At 23.4% G+C, this 26,633-nt stretch carries 28 protein-coding genes; 14 read left to right on the top strand and 14 right to left on the bottom strand.

Translation table 4 applies throughout. From position 1 onward, the window contains the following. Positions 1–8 precede the first annotated feature (8 nt). A complete protein-coding gene (gene trxA, locus AACK81_RS04285) occupies positions 9–350 on the bottom strand; it encodes a thioredoxin (protein ID WP_338962978.1) in 342 nt (113 codons plus the stop codon). A 521-nt stretch (positions 351–871) separates the two neighbouring features. On the opposite strand from trxA, the gene AACK81_RS04280 reads away from it, so the two are divergent. From AACK81_RS04280 to AACK81_RS04245, 8 genes are all read left to right on the top strand, one after another. Continuing rightward, positions 872–2,254, top strand: a complete 1,383-nt coding sequence (locus AACK81_RS04280; RefSeq protein ID WP_338962976.1) for an MFS transporter — start codon at positions 872–874, stop codon at positions 2,252–2,254. A gap of 265 nt (positions 2,255–2,519) precedes the next feature. Further along, the gene (locus tag AACK81_RS04275) at positions 2,520–3,461 is read left to right on the top strand and encodes a rolling circle replication-associated protein (protein WP_338962974.1); all 942 of its coding nucleotides are present in this window, start codon (positions 2,520–2,522) and stop codon (positions 3,459–3,461) included. A 1,191-nt stretch (positions 3,462–4,652) separates the two neighbouring features. Next, positions 4,653–5,252, top strand: coding sequence for a hypothetical protein (locus tag AACK81_RS04270; RefSeq protein WP_338962972.1), 600 nt, complete (start codon positions 4,653–4,655; stop codon positions 5,250–5,252). A gap of 113 nt (positions 5,253–5,365) precedes the next feature. Next, a complete protein-coding gene (locus AACK81_RS04265) occupies positions 5,366–6,370 on the top strand; it encodes a hypothetical protein (RefSeq protein WP_338962969.1) in 1,005 nt (334 codons plus the stop codon). Between the two features lie 201 nt (positions 6,371–6,571). Then, complete coding sequence (gene ptsP, locus AACK81_RS04260; protein ID WP_422397367.1) at positions 6,572–8,296, top strand: phosphoenolpyruvate--protein phosphotransferase; 1,725 nt, start codon at positions 6,572–6,574, stop codon at positions 8,294–8,296. Positions 8,297–8,380: 84 nt separating this feature from the next. Then, a complete protein-coding gene (locus AACK81_RS04255) occupies positions 8,381–8,890 on the top strand; it encodes a PTS glucose transporter subunit IIA (RefSeq protein ID WP_338962965.1) in 510 nt (169 codons plus the stop codon). A 108-nt stretch (positions 8,891–8,998) separates the two neighbouring features. Continuing rightward, a complete protein-coding gene (locus AACK81_RS04250; RefSeq protein WP_338962962.1) occupies positions 8,999–9,961 on the top strand; it encodes an alpha/beta hydrolase in 963 nt (320 codons plus the stop codon). A gap of 344 nt (positions 9,962–10,305) precedes the next feature. Then, positions 10,306–10,635 (top strand): hypothetical protein, encoded by a 330-nt coding sequence (locus tag AACK81_RS04245; RefSeq protein ID WP_338962959.1) that lies wholly within the window; start codon positions 10,306–10,308, stop codon positions 10,633–10,635. 46 nt (positions 10,636–10,681) lie between these two features. Here AACK81_RS04245 and AACK81_RS04240 read toward each other — a convergent pair whose 3' ends face one another. The 11 genes from AACK81_RS04240 to AACK81_RS04190 form a co-directional block, all read right to left on the bottom strand. Then, positions 10,682–11,989 carry a hypothetical protein gene (locus AACK81_RS04240; protein WP_338962957.1) on the bottom strand — a complete coding sequence of 436 codons (1,308 nt, stop codon included), beginning with the start codon at positions 11,987–11,989 and terminating at the stop codon, positions 10,682–10,684. Positions 11,990–12,318: 329 nt separating this feature from the next. Continuing rightward, the gene (locus AACK81_RS04235; protein WP_338962954.1) at positions 12,319–12,456 is read right to left on the bottom strand and encodes a hypothetical protein; all 138 of its coding nucleotides are present in this window, start codon (positions 12,454–12,456) and stop codon (positions 12,319–12,321) included. 257 nt (positions 12,457–12,713) lie between these two features. After that, positions 12,714–13,256, bottom strand: coding sequence for a hypothetical protein (locus AACK81_RS04230; protein WP_338962953.1), 543 nt, complete (start codon positions 13,254–13,256; stop codon positions 12,714–12,716). A 25-nt stretch (positions 13,257–13,281) separates the two neighbouring features. Continuing rightward, positions 13,282–13,473, bottom strand: coding sequence for a hypothetical protein (locus AACK81_RS04225; RefSeq protein WP_338962950.1), 192 nt, complete (start codon positions 13,471–13,473; stop codon positions 13,282–13,284). Between the two features lie 112 nt (positions 13,474–13,585). Continuing rightward, complete coding sequence (locus AACK81_RS04220; RefSeq protein WP_338962949.1) at positions 13,586–14,527, bottom strand: ABC transporter ATP-binding protein; 942 nt, start codon at positions 14,525–14,527, stop codon at positions 13,586–13,588. 47 nt (positions 14,528–14,574) lie between these two features. Beyond that, positions 14,575–15,381, bottom strand: coding sequence for an ABC transporter ATP-binding protein (locus AACK81_RS04215; RefSeq protein ID WP_338962947.1), 807 nt, complete (start codon positions 15,379–15,381; stop codon positions 14,575–14,577). A 39-nt stretch (positions 15,382–15,420) separates the two neighbouring features. Beyond that, positions 15,421–15,975, bottom strand: a complete 555-nt coding sequence (locus AACK81_RS04210; protein ID WP_338962944.1) for a hypothetical protein — start codon at positions 15,973–15,975, stop codon at positions 15,421–15,423. After that, positions 15,968–16,813, bottom strand: a complete 846-nt coding sequence (locus AACK81_RS04205; protein ID WP_338962941.1) for a site-specific DNA-methyltransferase — start codon at positions 16,811–16,813, stop codon at positions 15,968–15,970. Before AACK81_RS04205 ends, AACK81_RS04210 begins: the two co-directional genes overlap by 8 nt. A gap of 178 nt (positions 16,814–16,991) precedes the next feature. Further along, on the bottom strand, positions 16,992–18,038 hold the full coding sequence (locus AACK81_RS04200; RefSeq protein ID WP_338962938.1) for a nicotinate-nucleotide adenylyltransferase: 1,047 nt from the start codon (positions 18,036–18,038) through the stop codon (positions 16,992–16,994). Beyond that, entirely contained in the window at positions 18,038–18,937 is a 900-nt protein-coding gene (locus AACK81_RS04195; protein WP_338962935.1) for a deoxyribonuclease IV, read from the bottom strand. Before AACK81_RS04195 ends, AACK81_RS04200 begins: the two co-directional genes overlap by 1 nt. Positions 18,938–18,956: 19 nt before the next feature. Further along, positions 18,957–20,315 (bottom strand): DEAD/DEAH box helicase, encoded by a 1,359-nt coding sequence (locus tag AACK81_RS04190; RefSeq protein ID WP_338962933.1) that lies wholly within the window; start codon positions 20,313–20,315, stop codon positions 18,957–18,959. A 282-nt stretch (positions 20,316–20,597) separates the two neighbouring features. Here AACK81_RS04190 and AACK81_RS04185 point away from each other — a divergent pair, with 282 nt between their 5' ends. The 5 genes from AACK81_RS04185 to AACK81_RS04165 all read left to right on the top strand — a co-directional run bounded on the left by AACK81_RS04185 (position 20,598) and on the right by AACK81_RS04165 (position 22,795). Beyond that, positions 20,598–20,825 (top strand): hypothetical protein, encoded by a 228-nt coding sequence (locus AACK81_RS04185; protein ID WP_338962931.1) that lies wholly within the window; start codon positions 20,598–20,600, stop codon positions 20,823–20,825. Positions 20,826–20,881: 56 nt separating this feature from the next. Next, on the top strand, positions 20,882–21,091 hold the full coding sequence (locus AACK81_RS04180) for a hypothetical protein (protein WP_338962928.1): 210 nt from the start codon (positions 20,882–20,884) through the stop codon (positions 21,089–21,091). Positions 21,092–21,160: 69 nt separating this feature from the next. Continuing rightward, the gene (locus AACK81_RS04175) at positions 21,161–21,676 is read left to right on the top strand and encodes a hypothetical protein (protein WP_338962926.1); all 516 of its coding nucleotides are present in this window, start codon (positions 21,161–21,163) and stop codon (positions 21,674–21,676) included. A gap of 192 nt (positions 21,677–21,868) precedes the next feature. Then, positions 21,869–22,249, top strand: a complete 381-nt coding sequence (locus AACK81_RS04170; protein ID WP_338962923.1) for a hypothetical protein — start codon at positions 21,869–21,871, stop codon at positions 22,247–22,249. Between the two features lie 114 nt (positions 22,250–22,363). Further along, positions 22,364–22,795, top strand: a complete 432-nt coding sequence (locus AACK81_RS04165; protein WP_338962920.1) for a hypothetical protein — start codon at positions 22,364–22,366, stop codon at positions 22,793–22,795. 17 nt (positions 22,796–22,812) lie between these two features. Here the strand turns inward: AACK81_RS04165 and typA are convergent, their stop codons facing one another. Then, a complete protein-coding gene (typA, locus tag AACK81_RS04160) occupies positions 22,813–24,657 on the bottom strand; it encodes a translational GTPase TypA (RefSeq protein WP_338962917.1) in 1,845 nt (614 codons plus the stop codon). Positions 24,658–24,775: 118 nt separating this feature from the next. Next, positions 24,776–25,528, bottom strand: a complete 753-nt coding sequence (locus tag AACK81_RS04155; protein ID WP_338962915.1) for a hypothetical protein — start codon at positions 25,526–25,528, stop codon at positions 24,776–24,778. Between the two features lie 337 nt (positions 25,529–25,865). Here AACK81_RS04155 and AACK81_RS04150 point away from each other — a divergent pair, with 337 nt between their 5' ends. Next, on the top strand, positions 25,866–26,528 hold the full coding sequence (locus AACK81_RS04150; RefSeq protein WP_338962913.1) for an FMN-dependent NADH-azoreductase: 663 nt from the start codon (positions 25,866–25,868) through the stop codon (positions 26,526–26,528). Positions 26,529–26,633: the final 105 nt, after the last annotated feature.

Below are 26,633 nucleotides of genomic sequence, written 5' to 3'. Positions count from 1 at the left end.
TAAATACCTTATTTTCCCATTTCTTCGATAATATTAGTCATATCTTTTTCAGAAACTAAACCAAAAGTTTTTTTAACTTCTTTTCCTTCTTTATTAAAATAAATTAATGTTGGAATTGATTGAATTTCATACTCTTTTGCTAGTTCTTTAGCTTTGTCAACATCAACTTTAATAAAATTAATATTTTTGTGTTTTTCGTCATTAGCAACATTTTCAAATCTCGGCCCTAACATTTTACAAGGACCACATCATTCTGCTGAAAAATCAATTACTGTTATTTTTTTTGATTGTAAAAGTTGTTCAACTTCTTTTATAGAATTAATATGTTGTATTTTGCTTTCATTATGCATGTGTTCACTACCTTTTCTTTTAATTTATTTTATGGTTTAATTCTATCATTAGTTTTAATTTTTAAAACATTAAACGATAAAATAATTTTTTTAATTTTAGTTATTACTATATAAATATTTATAATTTTTTTAGAATAAATTCATAAGAAAATTGTAAATTATTTTGTTTAAAATTAAAGAAATATCTTTTCAATTTTAGAATATATCTGTTATAATCTGAAATATATAGGTTAGGACTAAACAATTTGAGAAGGGGATAAATAAATTATTAGTATATTTTATAAAACTGTTTAATAAATAAATGTAAATGAATTTTAAAGGTGTAGAGTTAATATTTATTTATGGTATTTCAAAAAAATAGTTTGGTATAGAGTTATTTTTTAATTTTTAATATTATTTATTTTTCCACAAAAACAAAAATTGTAAAAACCTATGTGTTAAAGTATGTTTATATTAAGTTTTTAAGAGCAGGTTATTTGGGTTACTATAATTTATGCATCCTTTTAGAAGGAGAGTAAAAAATGTCTGTTTTTAATAGACTTGCATGTGTTTTTAAGCCACCTGCAAAAAAAGAAATTTTTAGTGAAGACTTAAAGCAAGTTAATAAAAAATTTATTATTTTACGTAATCAAGTTTTTGGTTTTAGCATTTTATCATATATTCTTTACTACTTTACTCGTCAAGCGTATACAGTAGCGGGTTCTGCTTTAGAAAGCAATGGTAGCATAACTAAAATGGAGTATGCTTTAATGGGAACAATTTTTGCGGTTGTTTATGGTGGTGCTAAATTTATTATTGGAAATGTCGCTGACCGTAGTTCAGGAAGAGTAATCATGATTGTTGGATTATTTGTTTCTTCTATTTTAAATATTATTATGGGTGGTGTAGTTGCTTTTGCTGGAACTAAAATTAGTGTTGGCCCATTTGTAATGATGTTGAGTTTGATTGCGATGTTGGCTGTTTTCCAAGGTATGGGTTGACCAGCTACAGCTAGACTATTTTCTCATTGATTTACTGATAAAGAACGTTCAGGACGTATTGGAATTTGAAACTCAGGACAAAATATTGGTGCTGCTTTATTACCAGTTGTTGTTATTTCTTTAGTAACAGTACTTGATCCGGGTGGAACAATTTATGGTTTATATTTTTGAATTCCTAGTATTTTTGCTTTAGCTATGATTCCATTATGTTTATGAGGATTACGTGATCGCCCCGAAGCAGAAGGGTTACCTACTGTTGAAAAATGAAAAGGTGTTCTAGAACATAAAGAAGAAAAAGCAGAACTTAATTGAAAAGAAATTTTTGTAAAGTATATTTTAAAAAATAAATTTTTATGAATATTAGCATTTGCTAATATTTGAGTATATGTTGTACGACAAGGACTGGCAGGATGAACATTAATTTTAATGAAAGATGTTCATGGTTTAGATTTAAAACATAGTAAATGATTTGCTGCCTGTTTTGAATTATCTGGTTTATTTGGTGGTATTTCTGCAGCATATTTTGCTAAGTGATTTTTTAATAATCGTAAAGCACCATTAATGATATTTGGATTATTAATTGCACTTTGTGGACTGGTTTTATTGCAAGTTGCTCCTCGTGGTAATATGCCTATGCTTATTACTGCTTTAATGATTGCTGGTTTTGGTGTTTATATGCCACAAGCAATGATTGGTGCTACTGCTATTGAACTAACAAATAAGAAAGCAGCTGCTACTGCTTCAGGATTTACAGGATTATCTGGTTATTTTCTTGGTGATGCTCTTTTTTCAAAAGTAGTAATTGCTGGTATTGGTAATGAAAACTGAGATTATGTATTTTATTACTTTTATGGTTGTATTGTTGCTGCTATTATTTCATTAGCTTTACTATGAACAAAAAATCAAGATAATAAAATATTATAAAAATATTATTAAATTAGCACCCTTATTATGGTGCTAATTTTTTTATTTAAAATGATATTTTAATAATAAAATTAATAAAATTTTATTGATTTTCAAAGTTGCGGTGTTATAATAAATTTAATTAAATTAAGTAACGTTTTTCTTTTATTTTGTTTATAGTTATATTTTATATAATTATGTGTTATTATATTTTTGTATTAATCAATTAATCAATAATTAACTATTTAAGCATTTATGCTTCACTCGAAAGGTAGTTTTTTTTGTTATGCAACAAGATTTTTATATTAAAAAGGTTTTTTATGCTTGTTATGTGAAAAATATAGTGTTACCTATTTCATTTTTGAGTAATATTGGAAATAAAAAAGGTAAATGTTATGTTGGTAATAAACAAAAATTGAAAAATAGTACTGTTCGTGCAAAAAATAATTTAATTCAAAAAGCATTACATAATTTTTATGATAGTAAAATAATGAGTTTTGTTACTTTAACCTATAAAGATAATATGCAAGATATTAAAAAGGCTAAAAAAGATATTGGCTTATTTTTTATTAAATTAAAAAAATGATGAAATGACCCTAAACGTTTAAAATATTTAGGTGAATTAAAGTATTTTTATGTTTATGAATATCAATCTCGTGGAGCAGTTCATTTTTATATAGTTTTTAATAGAAAAGTACATAAAAGTATGTTATTAGAATGATGAACTCATGGTTTTAGTGATTTAAAAGTAGTTAAAAAAGGAACTAATGAATTTGTTATTAAATATTTAGGAAAATATGTTACAAAAGCATTTGATGATGTTAAGTCTTTAAATCAAGTGGATGTAGGCATTAAAGCATATGCTTTTAGTCGTAATTGTAAAAATCCTATTGTAATTCGTGGTATTAAGAAAATAACAATTCAAGATATAATTAAAGCAAGTTTTAATGCTACAAATGTGTTTTATTTTAAAACTCCAAAAGATAGTGATGGTAATACTATTTTAACTGGTGGTATTATTGAAAGTACTGTTGTAAATGATTATTTTAAGGATTATGAAGATTATGAACGTTATTTATATTTAAGTGCTTTATCACATAAATACTATTTACGAACTAGTGAAATTGGCTATTTAATTCATAAAGATAAAGATGTTTTAACTTGGTTAGATAAAGTATTTGGTGATAAGGTTGAAAAAATAATTTTTGGTAATAAAAAGTTAAATTAAATTTTAATTATAATACTTGTATATATATATATATATATATATAATGTTATTTGTAATTATGCTTTTATTCGAGTGAAAGTATAATTACGTTTTTTTATACTTTTTTTATTTTTTATGTTATTATTTATACAAATATTTATTTGCTTAATGATTGCGTTAATGTAACGAGTTAATAGTAGTAAAGGGTTGTTAAGAGTAAATATTTAACTATTACAATTGTTTAAGCAATTTCACTCGAAGGATAATTAAATATTTATTTTTTTTAGTTATTTCGATTGTTTAAACATAATAGTTTTATTAAAGACAATTTAATATTTTTACGTAATGTATTTATATATTTATATGATTTTTTTAAAAGAAGGAGAGGCATACCTCGGTTCTATTAAATTAAAATTCAGGTTAAGTATGTAGGGTAATTTATTCTTTTTCCTATTCGAGTGGGATTTTTTTTATATTTATTAATTTTATATTTATTAAAAATCAAAAAAAATAAAAAGGTTAATAAAGCAATATTAAAGGTTGGTTCCAACCAGAACCTTGGTTGGTGGAACCATGGGCTTTAGCCCATTGGGGTAGGTTGCGAAGCAACTAGGGGCAACGCCCCTAAGAACTTGAGACACACAAAATTATTGGTTATTAGCCTACTAGTATTATTTTTTATTTTTACTAAGTAGTTTTTTTATGTTTTTTTGTAATGTCTTAAAGGAAAAATATATTGTTATTTTAAAATAAATCTAGTTATATATTCTTATTTTTTATTTAATGAAATTACAATATATTATTTATGGGGTTTTTCTTTTACATATTGATAGAAAAAATGAAATTTAGTTGATTCAATTATTCTTTGTAAGTAAAACAATAATTTCTTATATATAAAAAATATATATTATGAACTTTTAGTTTTAATTTAAATAGTTCTCTTAAAAAGAGATATTGGAATAAAATCAAGAAATATAAGCAAATTGAATTAATATAGAAACATATAAATAGAACATTTAACATAAATATTAAAATTTCAAAATAAAACCTATATTTCTTTAAAAAGAAAATGAAAATATTATGTTAATTTTAAAATATGTTTAAAAAATCTTTGGAAACTTTTCTCAATCTTTATGCAATAAAATTTTAATTATACATAATAGAGAAAACGTGTTATTAATATAAGTTTAAAAAGGAAAGAAGCAAAGACAAATGTGTCCAATAAATGGTAATAGTGCCAGTATAAGAAATCAAAATATGGAATCTTTAGTGGTGGGAGTAGAAAATAATAATGAAATAGTTATTACTAAAACTAAAAAAATTATTGCAGAACTTGCAAATATTAATTTAAGAATTCATTATTATACCAATTACATTAATCAATATTGAAATAGTGATGAACAAAAATATAAAAATAAAGCAAGAATATATTTTGATGATTTAGGAGAAATTTATGAAAATTTACCAAAATTTATTAAAAAAGAAAGTGAAATAAGTTCAAATAATTGTTGTTGAAAAACTATTGAATATTTATCTTCTCCAATTGTATTATTAACAGGTATTTCAATTAGAGTAGCACAAAGATATTTTTCAATAGCTGTAGTATCAGAAAAGTCTATAATAGGTAAAACTTTTATAGAACAATTAGAAATATTAGGCAAAGGAATGTGAGAATCATTAAAAATTCCTGAAAATTATGCTATGGCTGGTGTTGATACACTTACATCTTATTTTTTATCTTACTATCCATTTGGATTAAAAAGTATTATTGATTTATTACCTTCAAATCAATTAACACAAAAAAAGAATTAGATGAATATTTACCACTCGAAATTATTATTAATAAATTAGAAAAACATTTAGAATTTAAAGAATATGAAAAATTAAATAAAATTAATTCGAACTTAGATAATTTGTGTACTAATTTGTTAACAATTATCAAAAAACATCATGTAATAAATCATATTAAAGATGAATTAAAAAATATTGATTTTAATGATGAATTTACTTTTGAAAAATTTAATTCTTTAATTAGTGCAGAAATCAGTAATGATTTTTTAAAAGAACTTTTAAATGAATTAAGTGAATTATCAAAAACTGATTTAAAAAATGAAGACTATTCTATTAAAGAAATTATAAAAAATAGTTTATCCAATACTAACTTTTTTTTAACAACATTATTAATAAATCATTTAGTTATTACTGTTTCTTCTGCTTATACTGCTGAAACATTAACATGAGAATCTTATACAGAAGATATAGTATCAATTAATAATATTATTTCAACTATTGTTCGTGCTACAGTAATGAGATTTGTTAATGAATATTTTATTAAAAATGCATTAAATACAATTTTTGAACCAGTAAAAAATTATTTTTGCCCTCAAAATAATGATCATACATTGCTACAATCATTTAAAAATTGAGTTAAAAATCAAAATAAATTAAGTCAATTAGGAGTCTTTATCGTTAGTTTTCTTTTTATTAGCGCTATTACTAATGCTATTAAAACTTATGCAGCAGATGTTACACAAAATAAAGGAGATTGAAAAAAAGCTTGAATTCAATTTAAAGAAACATTTCCAAAATTAGGAATGGTATTATCAGCACTTGGTGTAACTAGTTCTGATTTATATAATTTAACAAATAAAATGAAACCAGCTTTTAAATTAATATATAAGCAAGAAGAGCAACAAAAGATTATTGATGAAGTATTATCTGAATTACCAAATATAATAAATCAAGCAAATGGGAATGCTGCTAGTGATGGAAGAGATTTTCTTACTAGAAGAATAAATGGTCATATTAATAATATTAATGAATGAGATGAAAATGATGTGCAAGATATAAATAACTCAGATAGAGAATCTCTTATTCCTAATAATAATCATAATCATGATCGTTCTCTTATCCAATGCGTAACTATCTAATTATATTAATATAGTGAAAAGATTCCTACTTTTAATTTCATTAAAAGTAGGAATTAATATATGAAAAATATTTAAAAATATTAAAATCATTTTTATTTATAAAAAGTTTAAATTATAATAAATATTTTATACAATATTTCATTTTTTTATTATAATTTAGTAGACTATTAATAAACATATTTTATAAGGAGTGAAATATATATAATGTTAAAAATGAAAGGTATTGGTGCTAGTAATGGCATTGCTCTAGCCAAAGCATTAATCTTAAAACATGAAACTATCAAAACTAATCCTAAAAAAATTAATGAAAAAGAAATAGAAGGAGAAGTTAAAAAGTTACATGATGCTTTAAAAATAGCAGGTAATGAAATTAAACAACTCATCCAAAATACAACAAAAACTTTGGGTGAAGAAAAAGCCGCTGTTTTTGAAGCTCATTTTTTAGTAACAACTGATCCAGTATTAATTGAAGATACTGAAAAGTTAATTAAAGAAGAAAAATATAATGCTGCTAATGCTTTAGAAAGTACTGCTAATAAAGCAATTGCAACATTGCAAGCAATGGATGATGATTATTTTCATGAACGTGCTGCTGATGTTATTGATGTTCGTGATCGAATTTTACGTAAAATTTTAAATATTAAAACTATTGATTTAAGTGCAATTAAAGAAGAAACAATTATTGTTAGTCATGATCTAACACCTTCAGAAACAAGTCAATTGAATCCTAAGTTTGTTAAAGGATTTTTATGTGATATTGGTGGTAGAACTTCTCATGCAGCAATTATGGCTCGTAGTCTTGGTATTCCAGCAGTTCTTGGGTTAAAAAATGTTATTACAAAAGTAAAAAATAATCAATTTTGTGTATTAGATGGTAATACTGGTGAAATTGAAATTGATTTAAATAGTAGTGAAAAAAATAAATGAGTTGCTAAACAAAACGCATGAATTGAAGAACAAAAAGAATTATTAGTATTTAAAGGTAAATTAACTAAAACCAGTGATAATCATGAAGTAAAGTTAGAAGCAAATATTGGTTCACCTAAAGATATGATTAAAGCAATTGAATATGATGCACAAGGAGTAGGACTTTTTAGAAGTGAATTTCTTTATATGGAAAGTAGTGATTTTCCAAGTGAAGATATTCAATTTGAAGAATATAAAAAAGTATTGTCTGCTACTAAACATAAAGTTGTTATTAGAACTTTAGATATTGGTGGTGATAAAGAATTATCATATTTAGATTTACCAAAAGAAATGAATCCTTTCCTTGGTTATCGTGCCATTCGTTTGTGTTTAGATCGTAAAGATATTTTTAAAACTCAGTTACGTGCTTTAATTCGTGCTTCAGCTTTTGGTAAATTAGCTATTATGTTTCCAATGATTGCTACTGTTGAAGAATTTAAAGCAGCTAAATCATTATATGAAACTTGCAAAAAAGAATTAATTAAAGAAAAAGTTAAAGTTAGTGATGATATTCAAGTTGGAATGATGATTGAAATTCCAGCAGCAGCAGTTAATGCAGAAATATTTGCTAAATATGCGGATTTCTTTTCAATTGGAACTAATGATTTAATTCAATATAGTTTAGCCGCTGATCGTATGTCAGAAAAAGTGTCTTATTTATATCAACCATATCATCCATCAATTTTACGTTTGATTAAGATGACAATTGATGGTGGACATAAATATAATCGTCCTGTTGCCATGTGTGGTGAAATGGCTGGTGATAAAATTGCTGTTCCACTACTAGTTGGTCTAGGGCTAGATGAATTTTCAATGTCTGCATCTAGTGTTTTAGAAACTAGAAAAATTATTAGTACTTTAAATAAAAAGGATACAGAAATATTAGCATCAAAAGCATTACAATGTGAAACCAATGAAGAAGTTAAATCATTAGTAGAAAAATTTTTATCAAAAAAATAAAAATATTATTTATTTTTAAAGTTACATTATTTAATGTTAAAATTATAAACATCTAATTTACATAATTTTGAGGAGAATCGACATATGTTTTTCAAGAAAAAAAAACAATTACCTTTATTAATTTATGCACCAGTTACTGGTAAAGTTATTAACCTTAGTAAAGTTGAAGATCCAGTATTTGCTCAGGAAATGTTAGGGACTGGTTTTGCTATTATCCCTGAATATAAAGGTAAAGATGGAGTTGAATTTGTATCACTATTTGATGGAAAATTAGCAACAGTATTTAATACAGGACATGCTTATGGTATTAAAGATGTAAATACAGGTATTGAATGTTTAGTTCATATTGGTATTGATACTGTTGAATTAGCTGGTAAGGGCTTTGATATTAAAGCTGAACAAGGTAAACCAATTAAAAAATCAGAAGTAATTGTAGTTGCTAATTTACAAGAAGTTAAGAATAAAGGTAAAAAAGTAACAACACCAATTGTTTTCATTAATGAAACAATGGAAGGTTATGTTGTAAAGCAAGTAGTAAAAGATGATGAACAAGTAACGGTTGGTCAATTAATTGCTGAAGTCACTAAGAAGTAAATATTTTTATTAAAACAAAACCATTTAAGGTTTTGTTTTAATAAAAATAAAATTAATTTGATAAAATATTAGTAAGTATTTATATATTATTGGAGGGTATCATTTATTATGGATAATTTTTGGCAACATTATTGATGAGCAATACTTATCGTAGTTTTAGCTATGTTAATAATACTTTATATTTTATATAGAATTTATCAAATTTTCCATATTGATTATCACTGAGAACTGAATCATCATTTTCCACAATGAAGTAACGAGGGAATCATTACTAGGGATAACTATTTTTTACATACTGAATTTAAATTTGTTGATAATAGTAAATATATTATTATTGGTATTCATGGTATGGGTGCCTCTTTAACAGACTTTAAAACAGCTGCTAAGTTTTTTACTAAACATGGTATTTCATTTTTAAGTTTTGATCAACGAGGTTGAGGAGAAAATGAAAAATGAAAATATCATACTTTTGGAACAACTATTAATGATATTAAAGATATTATAACGGTTTTGAATGAACGTTATCCTAATAAAAAAATTTTATTAATGGGTGAATCATTAGGTTCTGCATTAACAGCATTAGCAATTAAAAGATTACCAAAAATGATTGATGGTGCAATTTTAACTAATTTTGTTACTAAGAAACAAATATTTAAAATAAAACCTTCATTAGTTTGTCATGCAATTTGAGGATTTCTATTTTATAAACATCATCCATTACCTATTACTTTTGATATGGAAACAATTTCTATTAATTCTAATTATATTAAAAAAGGGAAAATTAGAGCAATGACTAATATGAAATTTACATTATTATTTTCCTTACAAGCACAAAAATTAAGTAAACAAGTACCAAAAAATCTTAATAGTGCTAAATGTCCGGTTTTGATTGTTCAATCTGCAAAAGATATATTTGCTGATTTTGATAAAATTGCAAAAAATAATAAACGTTGAAGACAAGGGATAACTTATAGTTTTTATGAAGAAGGTAATCATGCAATTTTAAATGAACCCAATATTAATATTATTTTAGAAGATATTTTAACTTGAATAGAAAAAGAACATCTATAATGATTATTTATGATATTAGATCAAAAAAATAATTAGAAAATTTAAAAATAGTAAATAATAGTTGATTGCGTAATTTTTATTTTATAGTTATAATAGTATTTATAATTTAATAATTGTTCATACCTAGTATAGTTAAATTACTATACTAGGTTTTATTAAATTAAAATTATATGTGAAAAGGAAGATAAAAATTATGAATATTATTACAATCAAAAAGAATTAATGAATGAAATTGAAGGTTTATTAGAAGAAATTGAAAATAAAATTGAAGTAGAAAGAAGAATTGATGAAACTAAAAAGAAATATTAGGTGATATTTCAGATTCTGTAGGTACTCCTGCCTATATGCAAACAGCTGGACTAGTACAATATATTAAACAACAATTAAACGAGGAGAAGTCAAAAACAAATTCTAATATTAAACAATTAATGTCAATTATGTCAGAACTTAATGAAGTAAAAGAAAAAATAGATGTCACAGGTCAAGATTATAATTGACGTAATGCTAGAAAATATAAAACATCTAATAATCCTGAATTTTTAAAAAGAATTGAAAACCTTAAAGTTGAGTGTTTAGAAATTCACAAAGAATATTTAATTAATAATTCTAATCAAATGACAGAAAACCAACCATCAGCATCTAATCAAAGTAGTGTAAGACAACATTCATTGTAAAAATAATGCCTTAATTAATGCATCATTTTTTATATATTAAATTTAATTATTTTTTAAATTGAAAACTAATATTATCTAAATCAATTGCTAAACTACAACCAGCAATTAAATTTGGTGATGAAGTAACACGTGCATTTCATTGATAATAAATATTATTATCATCATGGTATACATAAAGTTCAATAATTGGAAGTTGAATAATAAGATCAGAAATTGCTACAACTTTATAAGGATTTTGTAGTTCATATTTAATATTTTTATTAGTAGTAATATTATTAGTATCACCAGTAAGATTATTATTTTCTTTATATGTACCCATATTATTAATTGATAGTTTAGAATTATTAAAATTAAATTTAGGATAAAGTTGTGAAAATTGTTCTCAATTTTTTGCATATTTAGTTCAATTTAAAATGATTTGTTGATCACTATTTTTTGATCAATCATTTTTATTAATATTGCTAAAGTCTTCTTTATAATGATAGTTAATACTTTGTTTTATATTTTGGACATTTCATTTTGTATAGTAAATTGCTACTAAGTTATTATCATTATCAAAAATAAAATTTAATGAATAATCTTTTATATTTAGGAAAAGGGGTGAATTTTTAATAAAGTTAAATATGTTAGTATTTTCAACAATTAAGTTAATAATATTATTTGTTAATTGGTTACTAATTAGTTTGTTTAAACTGCTTTTATTAATGAATTGTTGACTAATATTATAAGCTATTGCTAAAGAAATTTTATTATTAATAGCAGCATCAGCAATGTAATATAATCCTAAGTTCTCACTAAGATTGTTATTATTTTCAATTTTAGAAGCACCAGCAATGTTAGAAATATCAATATTTTGTTCAAGACCACCAAATTGTAAATATGTTCAATTATTGTCACCAATAAAATTATTTTGTTGATATTCGCTAAAATTGTAAGCATCAGAATAATTAGGATTGCTTTTAAGTGATGTTACTTTCTTCTTGGTAATCATTTCTTGTTTTGTATTTTCAATATCTGATTTATCTTTATTAGGAATAGTAACTTTGGTATTATAAACTAGGTTACCTGTTGTATCTACTAAGAAGACGTTTCTAGCATTGGTAAAAGTATAACTTTTTAATGCTGAAGTATCATAACTATAAAATTTATGATCGGTTGTTGATTGGTTAGTAATTCAGTCACTATTATTTAAATATTGATATTGATTATTAAATAATGATGTTTGATTAGTAGTGACGTTTGCTTTTTGTAAATCATTTTTGCTACTATTAAAGTGATTTACACTAGTTAAAATAGTGGTACTTGTTGCTAGTGAAAAAATACCAACTGTTAAAATATTTATTGTTTTTCTCATATTTTATACCTTTAAAGTTAATATATAATTTTAATAAAGATATAAAGTTTATATCATCATTAAAATTATAACGATATTAAACTATCGTTATTTATATTATAGTACTTTTAACGAAATTCTACAATGAATTTTAAAGTATGGTAAAGTTTTTATTTTGATAGATTATGTTGTAAAAATGTCTTCTAATTATTAAATATCATGAATTTAAAAATAAATATAAATGATTATTTACAGTAAAAGAATAAAACTAATTTATAATTATGAAAAGGAGAAGAAATTAAATTATTACATAAAAAAATAAAGTTACTTAGGTAACTTTATTTATGAATTTACATTTGTTTTTTTGAACTTGAACTTTTTTTCTCATTTCTTATTTCATCTGTTGCTTTTCTATTTATTTCAGCTTCTTTGATATGTTTTTCAGCAACTTCTTTAAATTCTTTAAAATCATCTCAAAGTTTTTTCATAAGAAAAACCTCCGTTTTTAATATAAAAAACCTATTTACTTTAAGAATAAAGTAATAAGGAAAAAACTAATATTAGTTTTTAATAATTATATATAAATAATAATATATTAATTTAATGATTTTAATTTTTTATTTTAGGTAACTTTTTTAATATAAAAAATATTTATTAATGTAACACTAATGTACTTAGTTCATTATTATTTCAAATGAATACCCAATAAATATTTATAATTTAATTATAAGTTAATTGAAAGTATCTATCTAGAACAACTTGGGTTTAATTTACAAAATTGTTTATTGAAGTCTAAAATTAAATATATTTCTTGTATAAAATAAATATTATTTTTTATTGTTCCATATTTTAAATTTATAATAATTCTTTTAAAAAAATTATTATTTTCTTTATTTATTAAGCTTAAAGTTTCTTCATTAAAATGATATTTTTTTAAATTATTTTTCAAAATTAGGAATTGTTCATTTTTGATATATTGATAATTTAATGGTGAAGTTAGTATATTCACTAACAATCATTTTTCATCACTTAGATGCATATTTTTATTAATTATTCTGTTTTTTTTATTTTTAATGCAGTCAATAATATTTGTTATTAAAAATGAATAATTTTGTTTATTAACAAATTCAAGAGCTCCAATTAAAGGTTCTGTAGATAAGAGTTTTCTAAACTTTTTTGTTTCTCTATTAGACAATAAATGACTGTCTGTAAGCTCACAATATATTTCTTTTTTATTTCTTAAATGTATTTTATAATCTATTTCTCCTTTATTATCGTTTTTATCCAATGATTCATATGATAAAAAAATATTTTTAAAATCCTTTGAATAAAGAATTAAACATGAGATAAAATCATTTATTTTTAAATCTAATGTTTTTTGTTTCAGAAACTATACTGCCGTCTTCATATATATAATTATTGTAAGTTATTTCATTGGTAAAATAAGAAGCAATATTTTTATTTTCTATTGTATTTAATATAAATTTAGATTCTAATAATTTCATTTAATAATAACTCCATTTAGATAAAAAAATCATTAATAAATGATATTTTTTTGTTAATTTTGCTTTTTCATATTGAACTTGTAGAACTAAGAATTGATATTAATGTTAGTTTTTACCCCATAATTCCAGCTTCATATAAATGTTTAAAGTGACCTTCTTTAACTTTTAATTCATCAAAAGTACCAACTTGAACTAAACCTTTTTTTTCTAAAACTAAAATCTTATCAACAGTTTTAATTGTTGATAAACGATGGGCAATAATAATACTAGTACGACCAATCATTAATTTATTAAATTGTGCTTGTATTTCCTTTTCGACAATATTATCTAAAGCACTAGTAGCTTCATCTAAAATTAATAGTTCTGGATTTTTTAAAAAGATACGAGCAATAGCTACTCTTTGTTTTTGACCACCAGATAAGTTAATCCCACGTTCACCTAAAATTGTATTATAACCATTAGGTAATTGTTCAATGTAATCATGTAAGTTAGCTTTACTTGCAGCAATTTTGATTTCTTCTAAAGTTGCTCCTTGCTTAGTATAACTAATGTTTTCGGCAAATGTGCCAAATAAAATTTGTGGATCTTGTTCAATATAGCCAATATGATGTAAGTATTGTGCTAAGTCAATATCACGTAAATCAGTATTATTATTAATTAAAATTCTTCCTTCAGCAGGGTCATAGTAACGTAGTAATAACTTAGAAATAGTAGTTTTTCCGACACCAGTTGCACCAACAATAGCATAACTTTTACCTTTTTCAAAAGTGAAAGAGAAGTTATTTAAAATTCAGTCTTCTTTTTCATCATAGCGGAAATTAAGATTTTCAAAAATAATATCACTAGTAATTTGTTTTACTGGTAAGGCTTTTTCTTTATTAACTATTTTTGGTTTAATATTAAGAATTTCATTAACTCTTAAAATTGAAGTTGATGTTTTAGCTCAATTACCTAAGAATTGAATACTTTGAATAACTGGGAAAATTAAAGTGTTGACTGCTAATAAAAAAGCAATTAGTGTTGGAACACTAATGATGTGTTTACTTACAAACATGAAACCAGCAACTAAACCAACAATGTTAATTCCTGTTAGTAATGTAATTAGTAATGCTCTAGTAAAACTTTCAAAAGTAATAGTTTTTTTGCTGCTTGATAATATTTAAGATGTTCATTAGAAAATCTTTTATTTTCACTTTTTTCTGTAACATTACTTTTAATTAAAGTAATAGTATTTAGTCGATCAGTAATATCAGCATTAACTTCAGTGTAAACTTTTCTTCATTTATAGTTTAAATAACGAATAATTTGAACATTTAATACTGATATTATTAAAATTGATAAAACAATACCTAAAACAATTAATGATAATTGTCAATTTAAAGAAAAAATAACGTAAATTGAACCAAAAAAAGTCACAATTGAACTAAGCATAGTTAAAGGAATAGATTGCATATTTTCACCAATAACACTAGTATCACTAATTAGTTTTGTTAAAGTGTCACCAATTTTGCGATCTTCATAATATGACATATCTAAATCTAGTAAATGTTTTAAAACTTTATTTCGATATTTAATTTCAACTTTAACACCAATGATGCTTCCTGTTAAATTACGAAAGTACATAAATAATCCTGATGCAATTTGTAAACTAATTAAAATATAAGCTAAAGTAGTAATTTTTTCTCATTGAAAACCATCGGGGGTAGCTAAAAAATTATTAGTAATTTTAGGAATAATTACTGAAATTATTGAAGAAGCAATAGTGGTTAGTATTGCAATTAGATAAAGTAGTGGATATTTTTTAAAGTATTTAATAACTGCGCTTAAGAAACCACTTTTTTTTATTTTTGCTGTTGTTTTTTCTTTTGTCGGCAAAGCAGTAATTTTTGTTTTATTTTTTTTGGACATAATATTTGATCTCCTTATTAATAATTTATTTTTTATTTGTTATAGTGGTAAACCCAATTCTTTTAATGGAATATAATTAAAAAAATAACGACAATTACTATCTATTATATAATTTAAAGTATCTTTATATTCTGGTTTTTTAAATCAATCACTTAATAAATATCAGTATTCAATTTTGCAATTTAATATTGATAAAAGTTTTTGTCATTGTTTTCTTTTAAAATCACAAGTTTGTAGTTTTTCATCAACACTTCCAGCAACATTTTGTGTTTTAATTTCAATAATAAAAAAAGTATTATTCTTATATACAAAAATACTGTCATCTGGTAGTAATTTTTTTGATAAAAAGTAATTTCAGTTTAAATTGTGGTGTTTTTCTAAATAAACATAGATTGCATGTTTTTTGAAAATATTTGCAACATGTTCTCCCATATAAAACAATTCAAATGCATCATTTTGTTTTAAATTGTGAATTCCAATCATATTTTTAATTTCATAATTTTCCTGTTTTTTAAAAAATGAATATAACTCTTTTTCTCCTTCAAAAGCGAGACCAGTTTTTGTATTTGCACCACCGATTCCATTTTTAACCATTATTATCATCCAATCTTTTTTTTGCTAGATTAAAATATTCAATATTATTTTCAATTCCTATGAAATTTCTATTGTGCATTTTACATGCAAGACCAGTTGTGCCACTACCCATAAACGGATCTAAGACAATATCATTTTCATTAGTACAAGCAATTATAATTCTTTTTAAAAGATCTAATGGTTTTTGTGAAGGATGTTTACCATAAATTTTTTCAAATGGTTTAGGAGTAGTTATTGCTCAAACACTTCGCATTTGCTTATCTTCATTCTTAAAATTATCTTCTTCTCATTTAGAATATTTCATATCTTTGTAATTAAAAACATGTTTAGAATTGCTATCTTTTTTTGCTCATATTAATGTTTCATGACTAGCAGTAAAATTTCTACAACCAATATTAGGTGTACAATTAGGTTTGTATCAAGCTATATCATTAAGAATGTGAAAATTTAGCTCTTGTAAAATAAAACCACAAATATAAATAGAATGATAAGTTCCAGTAATTATTAAAGTTCCATTTGGTTTTAAAATTCTTTTGCATTCTTTAATTCATTTTTGATGAAATTTATAATTTTCAAGAAAACCTTTACTTTTATCTCATTCACCTTTATTAACAGATGTTCTTTTGCCAGCGTTAACACTATAACCATTATTTGATAAAAAATAAGGTGGATCGATAAAAATAAAATCAACTAATTCATTTTTCATTTTTTTCATTTCAACAAAACTATCTCCAAAAATAAGATTTATTTTTTTAACTTGATTTGAATTTGAATTATCTATTTTAAGTTTAACTGTTTTTCCATTTTTGGTTTCTAATTCTTTACTCACTAAACTCATTATTAGTACTCCTTAGTTACAATTATTTGTTTATATTATTACAATACTATTTAGTTTATTAAATTTCCCTTTTCTTTAATATTATATATTAAATAATTAATAAATAAGTATTTTACTGTAGATACTATTTGTTAATTTTTATTACTTCACGTTTCATATATTGTTAAAAACTTATTATTTAATGGTTTTTTTCTAGTAAATGCTTTTTTAAAATTTCTAGATAGTATTTAAAAGCAACAGTTAAATCTTGAAAGGCAAGTTTTCTTAATTCTTCAACATAATAATGGTTACGTTCAATTGATATTTTATCTGCTAATAATACTATTAATTCTAAAGGTTTCATTTCGTTTGCACCAGTAGTGTGTTTAGCAATTGCATGAAGAACTAAATCATCATGATACTGATAATGATGTTTTAAATACAATGCTGCTACATAACCATGTCAAATTGGAAATGGTTCTTGTAAAATTTCTTTATTATATTTTGTTAAAAATTTAGTCATTTTACTTTTACTTCATTGTTTGCAAAGGTCATGATAAGTTCCTGCAATTAGGGCTTTATTAGCATCTTCGTTATAATGGATTGCTAATTTAACAGCCATTTTACCAACATTAATACAATGTTCAGTTCTATTGTTATCCAAATTTGCTTTTAAACGCTCATAACTATATATTAAATTATTGTTAATATAATCATTAATTTTTATATCAATTTGATTAATAATTTCACCATTTCTAATTTTGGCAGAGCTAATATCACTACTTGGTCGAACTACTAAATTTTGACACTTGTATTTTGACATTAGTTCTAATGTTTTACGATAATGAGGGCGATTAACAACAATAATTTTAACTAAATTAATTAACTGTTCAATTCCTTGTCATTTATTTAAAGTATATAAATTATCAGAACCAATAATAAAAAAGAATTTGTGATTTGGATAGTTTTCAATAAAGTAGTTAATAGTATTAATAGTATAACTAGGTTGCTTACTTGTTAGTTCATAATCATTTAATTTTATTCAAGAATAGTTTTTAATAACTAAATTAATCATATCGACTCTTTGTTGATCGCTAGCACTGACACTATCTTTTAACGGATTTTGTTTTGTTGGTAAAATTCAAACTTCGTCAAGTGAAAGTTTATGATAAGCTGTATTTGCAATGTTTAAATGTTGATTATGAAATGGATCAAAAGTTCCACCAAAAATGCCAATTCTTTTCATTATTTGTTAGTTCCTAATGATTCTAAAATTTCTTTATTATATTTTTTTGTTCTTATCATTTTAATTTCATGTAAATAAGGTGGATAACCATTAATTCATGGCGTTTCTAAAATTTTTATTTTAGTAAGCAACAATGGATGATAAATAATGTTAATTAAAGTTTGAAAACCAAGGTAACCCATTCCTAAGTTAGCATGACGATCTTTATGAGCATTGATTGGGTTTTTAGAATCATTAACATGAATAACTAATAATTTATCTAATCCAATAAGTTGATCAAATTGTTGTATTATTTGTTCTAAATTATTATTAAGATCATAACCAGCATCAGATAAGTGACAAGTATCTCAACAAACACCAATTAGTTCGGGTCTTTTTACATTATTAATAATATATTGAAGTTGTTCAAAAGTAGTTCCTACTTCACTACCTTTTCCTGACATTGTTTCCAAAGCAATTTTTACAGTTTGTTTTTCTAAACATGCTGCATTTAGTCCTTTAACAATTTGATCTAAAGCAGTTTGTGGTAAAGCACCAACAGCGCTACCTGGATGTAAAACCAAAGTTTTAATGCCAATATCTTGACAGCGAATTATTTCTTGTCGTAAGAAATCTACTGCTAATTGGTAAGTACTTTTGTTAATACTATTAGCCAGATTAATAATGTAAGGAGCATGAACAATAAGATTATTAATATCAATATTTTTTTCAATTAGTTTTTCTGTAAATTCTTTAATAAATAATGCTTTGGTTGATTTACGAATTGTATTTTGTGGAGCACCTGTATAAAACATAAACGTATTGGCATTATAACTTAGAGCCTCTTCAAGAGCACCCAATAAATATTTTGGTGCTTTCATTGAAACATGAGATCCAATAATTAATTTGTCATTTTCCATCTTGCTTCCTCTTTCATTATTAATTTTCATCAAAAAGTTTTTTTCTTCTTGCAATTGCTTGTGTTTTTTTAATTTTCTTAATTGATGCTTTAATGTGTTGTTTTCTTGTTTCTTTTTTTATTGCTTCTAAATCTTTATTAAATTTTTTCTTATAACCAGGAGTTACATTTTTATTTTTTTTAAAGCGATTAATAACATATTGCTCTTCTTTATTTCTTTCTATTTTTCGTTTATGAATAAGGATGTTGTCATTAGTAATTTCTGGTAGTAACTTATTATCTTTAATTTTATAGTATTCTATTGGAACATTTAAATTTTTTAACTTATGAATAGTAGAATTATCACTCTTATCATAAAATACATAAGAAATACCTGAATAGTTAGCTCGTCCTGTTCGCCCTGCTCGATGAAAATAATATTCTAGATTATTTGTCGGTAATTGTAAAGAAATAACATGAGATACCCCTTCAATATCAATACCACGTGCTGCGATATCTGAACAAACAACATATTGATATTCAAAATTTTTAATACGTTTAAAAGTTTGAGAACGTTCTCGTGCTGGTAATCCACCATGTAAGATTGCTACTTTTTTATTTTCTTCAATTAAGACGTTTGCAATTTCTTCAATATTTTCTTTGTTATTAACAAAAATTAAGCATAAATAAGGATCAAACATTGTTAATAATGATTGTAGTTGTTTTTTACTATCTTGATGATGACGATTAATAAAAATATGTTGAATTTTTTGAGATTTATTATCAATACTAATTGTAGTAGCGTTAGTAATATATTTTTTTAATCAAGTAACTAGTTGGGGTAATATTGTTGCTGAAAAAGTCATAATTTGAGTATTTTTATTCATTTTAGTAATTAAAAAATCTAAATCTTCCATGAATCCCATATCAAATAACATATCACATTCATCAATAACTAAAGTGTTAGTAGTAGTAATTGCTAACATATTAAGTTCATATAAACGTTTTAATCTAGTTGGAGTTCCAATTACAATTTGTGGTTGATTATTACTTAAATTATTACTTTGACGAATAATATCTTTGCCACCCACTAAACAAGCAATGCTAATATTTTGATCTTTAATTAAAGCTTTTAAAAAATTGAACGTTTGTTGAGCAAGTTCACGAGTAGGTGTAATAATAACTGCTTGTGTTACTTTTAAAGTAACATTACAATTATTTAAAATTGGAATTAAATAAGTATGAGTTTTACCACTACCAGTAGCACTTTTAATAATTAAGTTTTTATTAGTTAATGCTAAAGGAATAATTTCGGTTTGGACTGGTGTTGGATTAATTAGTTTTTCTTTTTTTAAATTTTCAATTAGTCATGGTTGTAAATTAAATTGTTGAAATGACATGCGTTCACCTTTTTCTTTAATGCAATATTAATATTTTATCTTATTTTTACTAAGTTCTTTAAAAAATAAGATAAAAAACTTTATTAAAAGTAATAATAATTACTATTTTAATGTTTAAGATTATTAATTTTCAAAAAATAAAAAAATACATCAGTAATTTATACAACTAATTGTTTATTTAAATTTCTACTCTAATAAAAGTAAAATGTCAATAGATTATTTTTAATCATGTAAAATTAACTTAGAAAAAAATTAAGGGCTTAGAAAAGAGGTTTGTAATTTATGTCAGAAGAAGATGAAGAAGAAAAGAAAAAGAAGAAGAAATCAACAAAAATTATTGCTGGTCTTATCGGCTCTGCAGCTTTAATTGGAGCCACCATTGCTGGTGGTATGACAGCTATTGCTGAAACAGAAGGAGAAAAAGAAAAAGAAGAGGAAGAAAAAAATAAAAAAAATCAAATAGTTCGATCTCTAAACAATCATCAATTAGTGATAATAAACAAACTTTAGCAGTAATTTTCAAAAACAAAACAAATCTGCAATTAAAACCTGAAGACAAATTGAAAATGACAAGTCCAGAAACTATAAAGGAGGTTATTAAAGAGAGACTAATTGAAAGTAATCCACAATCAAATTTAATAAAAGAAAAAATTATTTTAGGTAATTTAAAATATAATAATATGAACATTAAACCAACTACTTTAACAGTTGAAATGACTTATGATGACCCTTTAGTTATTGGAAGTGTAATTTTAAATGTAATTTATCCAAAATAAAAAATAAGAAGAACTTGTTTATAAAATGACGCAAATTTATATATTAAGAAAATTTAGGGGGTTATTTATATGCAAAATAATTTAAATATAATGTTTTTAGTTAATTGATCAGATTTTTCAATAAAGGACTGAATAATCATAGGATTATCAATATTATTATTAATGCTAACTTTTATTTTTATTTTAGTTATTTTTCTTTTTAAAAGAAAAAGATTTAAGTTTAAAATAAATAATATTATAAGTGATAATTTAGTAAAAATAGGTAAAAATAATTATAAATTTTCAAGTAGAAATGCTTTTATACTCTTTAATGAAATTAAATCAATAATTTTAGATAAGCGTTATAAGTATTTTTATAAATTTAAAAAGAGATATAAAGATGGTAGTTTAAATAATGAACTTTTTGATATAGTTCAAAAATATTATTTAAAAAATGAAAAAGAATTAAAGAAAAAACCAAAACCTTTATTTGAAACTAAAAAAAATGATAAACCCAGTGATGCTGTTAATAAAAAAGATGATAAAAAAGTTAAATTTGTTTTTGATGATCAAGAAATGACAGTAAAAATTGAAGAAGATAAATAAAACTACTCAATTGAGTAGTTTTATTTATCTATAACTATTTTTTTATATTTTAAAAATATGTATAAAAATTTAACACCAAATATTCTAGATATTATGATATAATTTTTTAAACTTAATTTAAGTTTTCAACTCATTATTTTAATTTTTAAAGTATATGGGTTTTTTATTTTTTTGAAAGGAAGATAAAAAGATATGTATAGTAAAGTTAAAAAAATAAAAAGTATATATAAATTTATTGCTGAAATTAAAGAAGAAATAAAACTTCCAGAAGGATTTGAAGAAAGAAAAATGTACCATGCTTGAATACAAGAGCCACTTTGCAATGTTGTAGATACCACTTGATATTATGAAATTCATATAAAAATTCAAAATATTGAAAAAAGATTAAATAATAATATTAATAAAACTAGTTTAAAAGAAATCAAAATAGAATTGGAAAAAATAACAAAAGAAATTGATCAAAAAAATGGTTGAGATATAGAAAAAGATAATAATTTTATTGATGAAATAAATAAAATAAGTTTATCAATCCAACATAAAACTAAAATTAATAATAAATTTATAGCAAAATAAAAATAGTTACCAAAATGGTAACTATTTTTCTAAATTAAAAAAGATGCTAAAATCAAAAACATAAACTTAATATAAGTTTAATACACTATTTATTTTAAAAAGGAAATATAAAATATGGATATAATGTTAGAGAATAACAATAACGAAAAAACAAAAGATGAATCTATTTTTGTGCCTTCTCCCGCTATTTTTGTAGAAATTTCATTTGAAAACATTAAAACTAAAAAACAAAAACATGCAGAAAGACAAAAACAATATTTAGTAAAAAATAAATCAAATCCTGAATTTATTAGAAAAAAAAGAGAAGGAGAAAAAAGACGCAGAAAAAAATATATTGAAAAGAAAAAAAATAAAGAACTGCTTGATAAGCAAATTCAATTAATGATTAATGAAGTTAATAACTTTGCTAATTATGAAACAATACAGATAGAAGATATATTGCAAGAAAATCAAAAAATTCTGTCTTTAAATGATATTATTGATATTGAATCAGAATATTGAGTATCTACAGTTAACTGTGTAAATTATAATCCTTTTAATCTTTAAACAAAAAATCGTAAGTATTACTTACAATTTCTATTTTGTTTACGTTCATTTTCAGTCAAGAATTTTTTACGCATACGAATATTTTGTGGTGTTACTTCAACTAATTCATCGCTAGCAATAAATTCTAAAGATTCTTCTAAACTAAAAATAGTTGGTGGTGTTAATCTAACAGCTTCATCATTACCTGAACTTCTAGTATTTGTTAATTGTTTTGCTTTGCAAGGATTAACATCTAAATCTTTATCACGATTACTTAAACCAATAATCATTCCTTCATACACTTTAGTTTGCGGTTTAACAAATAAAGTACCACGTTCTTCTAAAGAATTTAAAGCATAAGGTAATGTTGTCCCTGTAATCATACTTACTAGAACGCCATTTCTATTATTATTAATTTCGCCTTTTAATGGTTCATATGTAAGGAAACTACGAACCATAACACCCGTTCCACGAGTAATATTAACGTATTGACGACCAAATCCAATTAATCCTCTTGTTGGAATATGAAAAATAATTTTATCACGAACATTATCAGAATCCATATTAGTCATAATACCTTTTCTTAGATTTAAATTATTAATAACAGTACTACTATATTCAGTAGGATGATTTAAAATAATTTCTTCGACTGGTTCAGTGGTGTGTCCTTTTTCATCTTTTTTAAATACTACTTCCGGTTTAGAAATACCTAATTCAAAGCCTTCGCGACGCATATTTTCAATTAAAACAGATAAATGTAATTCACCACGACCAAAAACTTTAAAACCATCAGCATTACTTCCGGATAATTGTTCTATTTTTAAACCAACATTAGTTTCTAATTCTCTTGTTAAACGTTCTTTAATTTTATTACTAGTTACTAGTTTACCTTCAGTTCCAGAAAATGGTGAATTATTGACAAGGAAATTCATTGACATTGTTGGAGCCTGTATTGTAATTGGTTCCATTGGCACAACATTATCTTTATCACAAATAGTATTACCAATTGTTATATTTTCAATACCCGCTATGCAAACAATATCACCAGCAACAGCGTTTTTAACAGCTACTCGTTTTAATCCTTGATAAACAAATAAATATTTTAATTTTGCTTTTCTTTTTAAATCATAATCATCAACAACAATTATTTCTTGTCCTTCAGAAATAGTACCTTGAAATAATCTACCAATTCCAATTCTGCCAATAAAACTATCATAATCTAATGAACTAATTTGCATTTGTAAAGGCTCATTATATTTTACTAATTTAGAAATTTTAGCATGTTTAATAATTGTTTCAAATAATGGTTCTAAATTTTCGCTTGGTTGATTCAATTCATATTGGGCAATACCTTGTTTAGTAATTCCATAAAGTGTTGGAAAGTCTAACTGTTCATCATTAGCATTTAATTCCATAAAAAGTTCTAATACTTCATCTTTTACTTCTTCAATTCTTTGGTCCTTTTTATCAATTTTGTTAATCATTAAAATTGGATTTAAATTATGTTCTAGTGCTTTTTGCAATACAAAACGAGTTTGTGGCATTGGTCCTTCAACACTATCAACTAGTAAAATAACACAGTCTACTGTTTTCATAATTCTTTCAACTTCAGAGGAAAAGTCAGCATGACCAGGTGTATCAATAATATTAATTTTTGTATTACCATGCATGATTGAACAATTTTTAGAATAAATAGTAATTCCTCGTTGACGTTCTTGATCATTACTATCCATTATTTGTTCAACAATAACTTGGTTTTGATGAAAAATATTTGATTGCTTTAATAAAGCATCAACTAATGTTGACTTTCCAACATCGACGTGTGCTATCACTGCAATATTAATAATTTTTTGTTCAGCAGAAACTTTTTCTTGTTCAGACATTATTCATTCTCCGTTATTCTTAAATTTTGACATTATATAAATTATACGCAATATTTTTAAATTTAGTAAAATAATTAAAAAAATAATTTATTTAAAATGATTTTTTGACATATAATAATTATCTAAATCTTATGATTTGTGATTTTTTTTCATTTTCATCAGTTTTGTTTCTATATTTACTTTTATCATTATTATTTAAAAAATTATTTTGTTGTATTTGTTGGGTTAATAAATATGTTTGTATATCATTAAAATTATTTGTATATATAAAACTGCTACTAGGTTTTGATATTTTTATTTCAATAAATAAACTGTCTTTAGTGTGTGTTTCTAATGTATTAGTATAATGTTTTTTATTAATTAAAGATGTGTTAATTTTTGTTGTTAATTTTCATATTTGATTTTTATTTGGTAATGATAAATCTAATCGTTTTTCATTTTTTAATTGTTCTGAAAATTGATGAGATATTGTAAATAAATATTGTAATTCTTCATCTGTTATGTTTTCTTGATTTATTAATTCACCTACAAATAAATTTAATTCACTTAATATTTCAAATAATTGTTGAGGTTCTTTTTTATATTTATTAATAAAAAAACTAAATTTTTTTATTTGTGCTAAATATTTGTTTAAAATTTTATTTAATTTCTTTTTTATCTTTTTGTTTTTATTGAATTTTCTTTGAATTTTATTTCTATATTTTCTATTATTTTCTAATTCTAAAAAATATTTTTGTTGTTTATATAAATCATTATTGATACTTGCAATTGCATTAGTTATTTCAGAAATTTTAAATCTGTAATTAATTAAAGTACTAATTTTTAAATTTCTATTCATCAATTCAAGTAATTTTTGTTTTCTTTCATTCATATTTTTACCTCTTTCCATTTTTTTGATAGTCTGATCTCAAATTTCTTAATAATTATAATTTGTGTACAAGTACTAAAATCTCTATAATAACTAACTTATATCTATTTTTTAGATTTAATATCTATTTAATTTAAAATTTTTCTATAAACTTTTTTAAAAGTTTTACACACTTTAATAATAACACTTTATAGAAATTGATAAAATTATAATAAATATTTCATTTTTTTATAAAACTATATTTTTATTTATTATTTTTTAATATTTTTTAAAAAATAATAAATAAAAACTGATAAAATCAAATTACAAAGTTATTTTAGATATTTCGGAGGCAAAAATAATGGCAAATAAAGTATTAGTAATTCGTTCTTCTATGATTAAAAAAGAACTATCTTATTCTGAAAGTTTAGTATCTCGTTTTGTTAAATATTATCGTGAATTTCATCCAGAAGATTCAATAATTGAATTAGATTTAAATCAAATACCAATGGCAAGTATTACTATTACGCAAAAAAACTTTACTTCATATTTTAATGAAAAAGATTCTGATTATTATATTAATCAACTAAAAAATGTTAATAAAGTTATATATACAACACCAATGACAAATTTTAATGTTACTAGCATGACAAAAAATTATTTAGATCACATCTTAGTTGCTGGTAAAACTTTTGATTATAAATATACCAAACAAGGTGAAGCTAGAGGATTATTACCACATTTAAAAGTTCAAATTTTGGCGACACAAGGAGCACCATATGGCTGATATTTATGAGGTAATCATGCAACTTATTTAAAAGGAACATGAGAATTTGTAGGTGCTAAAGTAGTAGAACCAATTCTTATTTGTGGTACTAAGGTTCAAGAACTTCATCAAAATGATGCTAATTTACTTATTGGTTCTAAAATATTAGCAAAAGGTGGAGGTTTACCAGCATTAGGACCAGAAAAAACGATGGATAAATTTGAACAGTATATTAAAGAAGCAGCAAAAAAGTTTTAACTTTAAAAAATAAAAATTTTTAGTCAAAAAATATAATTTTTGTGAATTTACCTTCAAAAAGTAGTAAAGTAAAATTGACTTCTTAAATAAAGTTAAAATAAAATA

It is taken from the genome of Spiroplasma endosymbiont of Lasioglossum villosulum (assembly GCF_964020195.1).
GTDB lineage: Bacteria > Bacillota_I > Bacilli_A > Mycoplasmatales > VBWQ01 > Spiroplasma_E > Spiroplasma_E ixodetis_A.
This window is presented reverse-complemented; position numbering and strand designations above follow the sequence as displayed.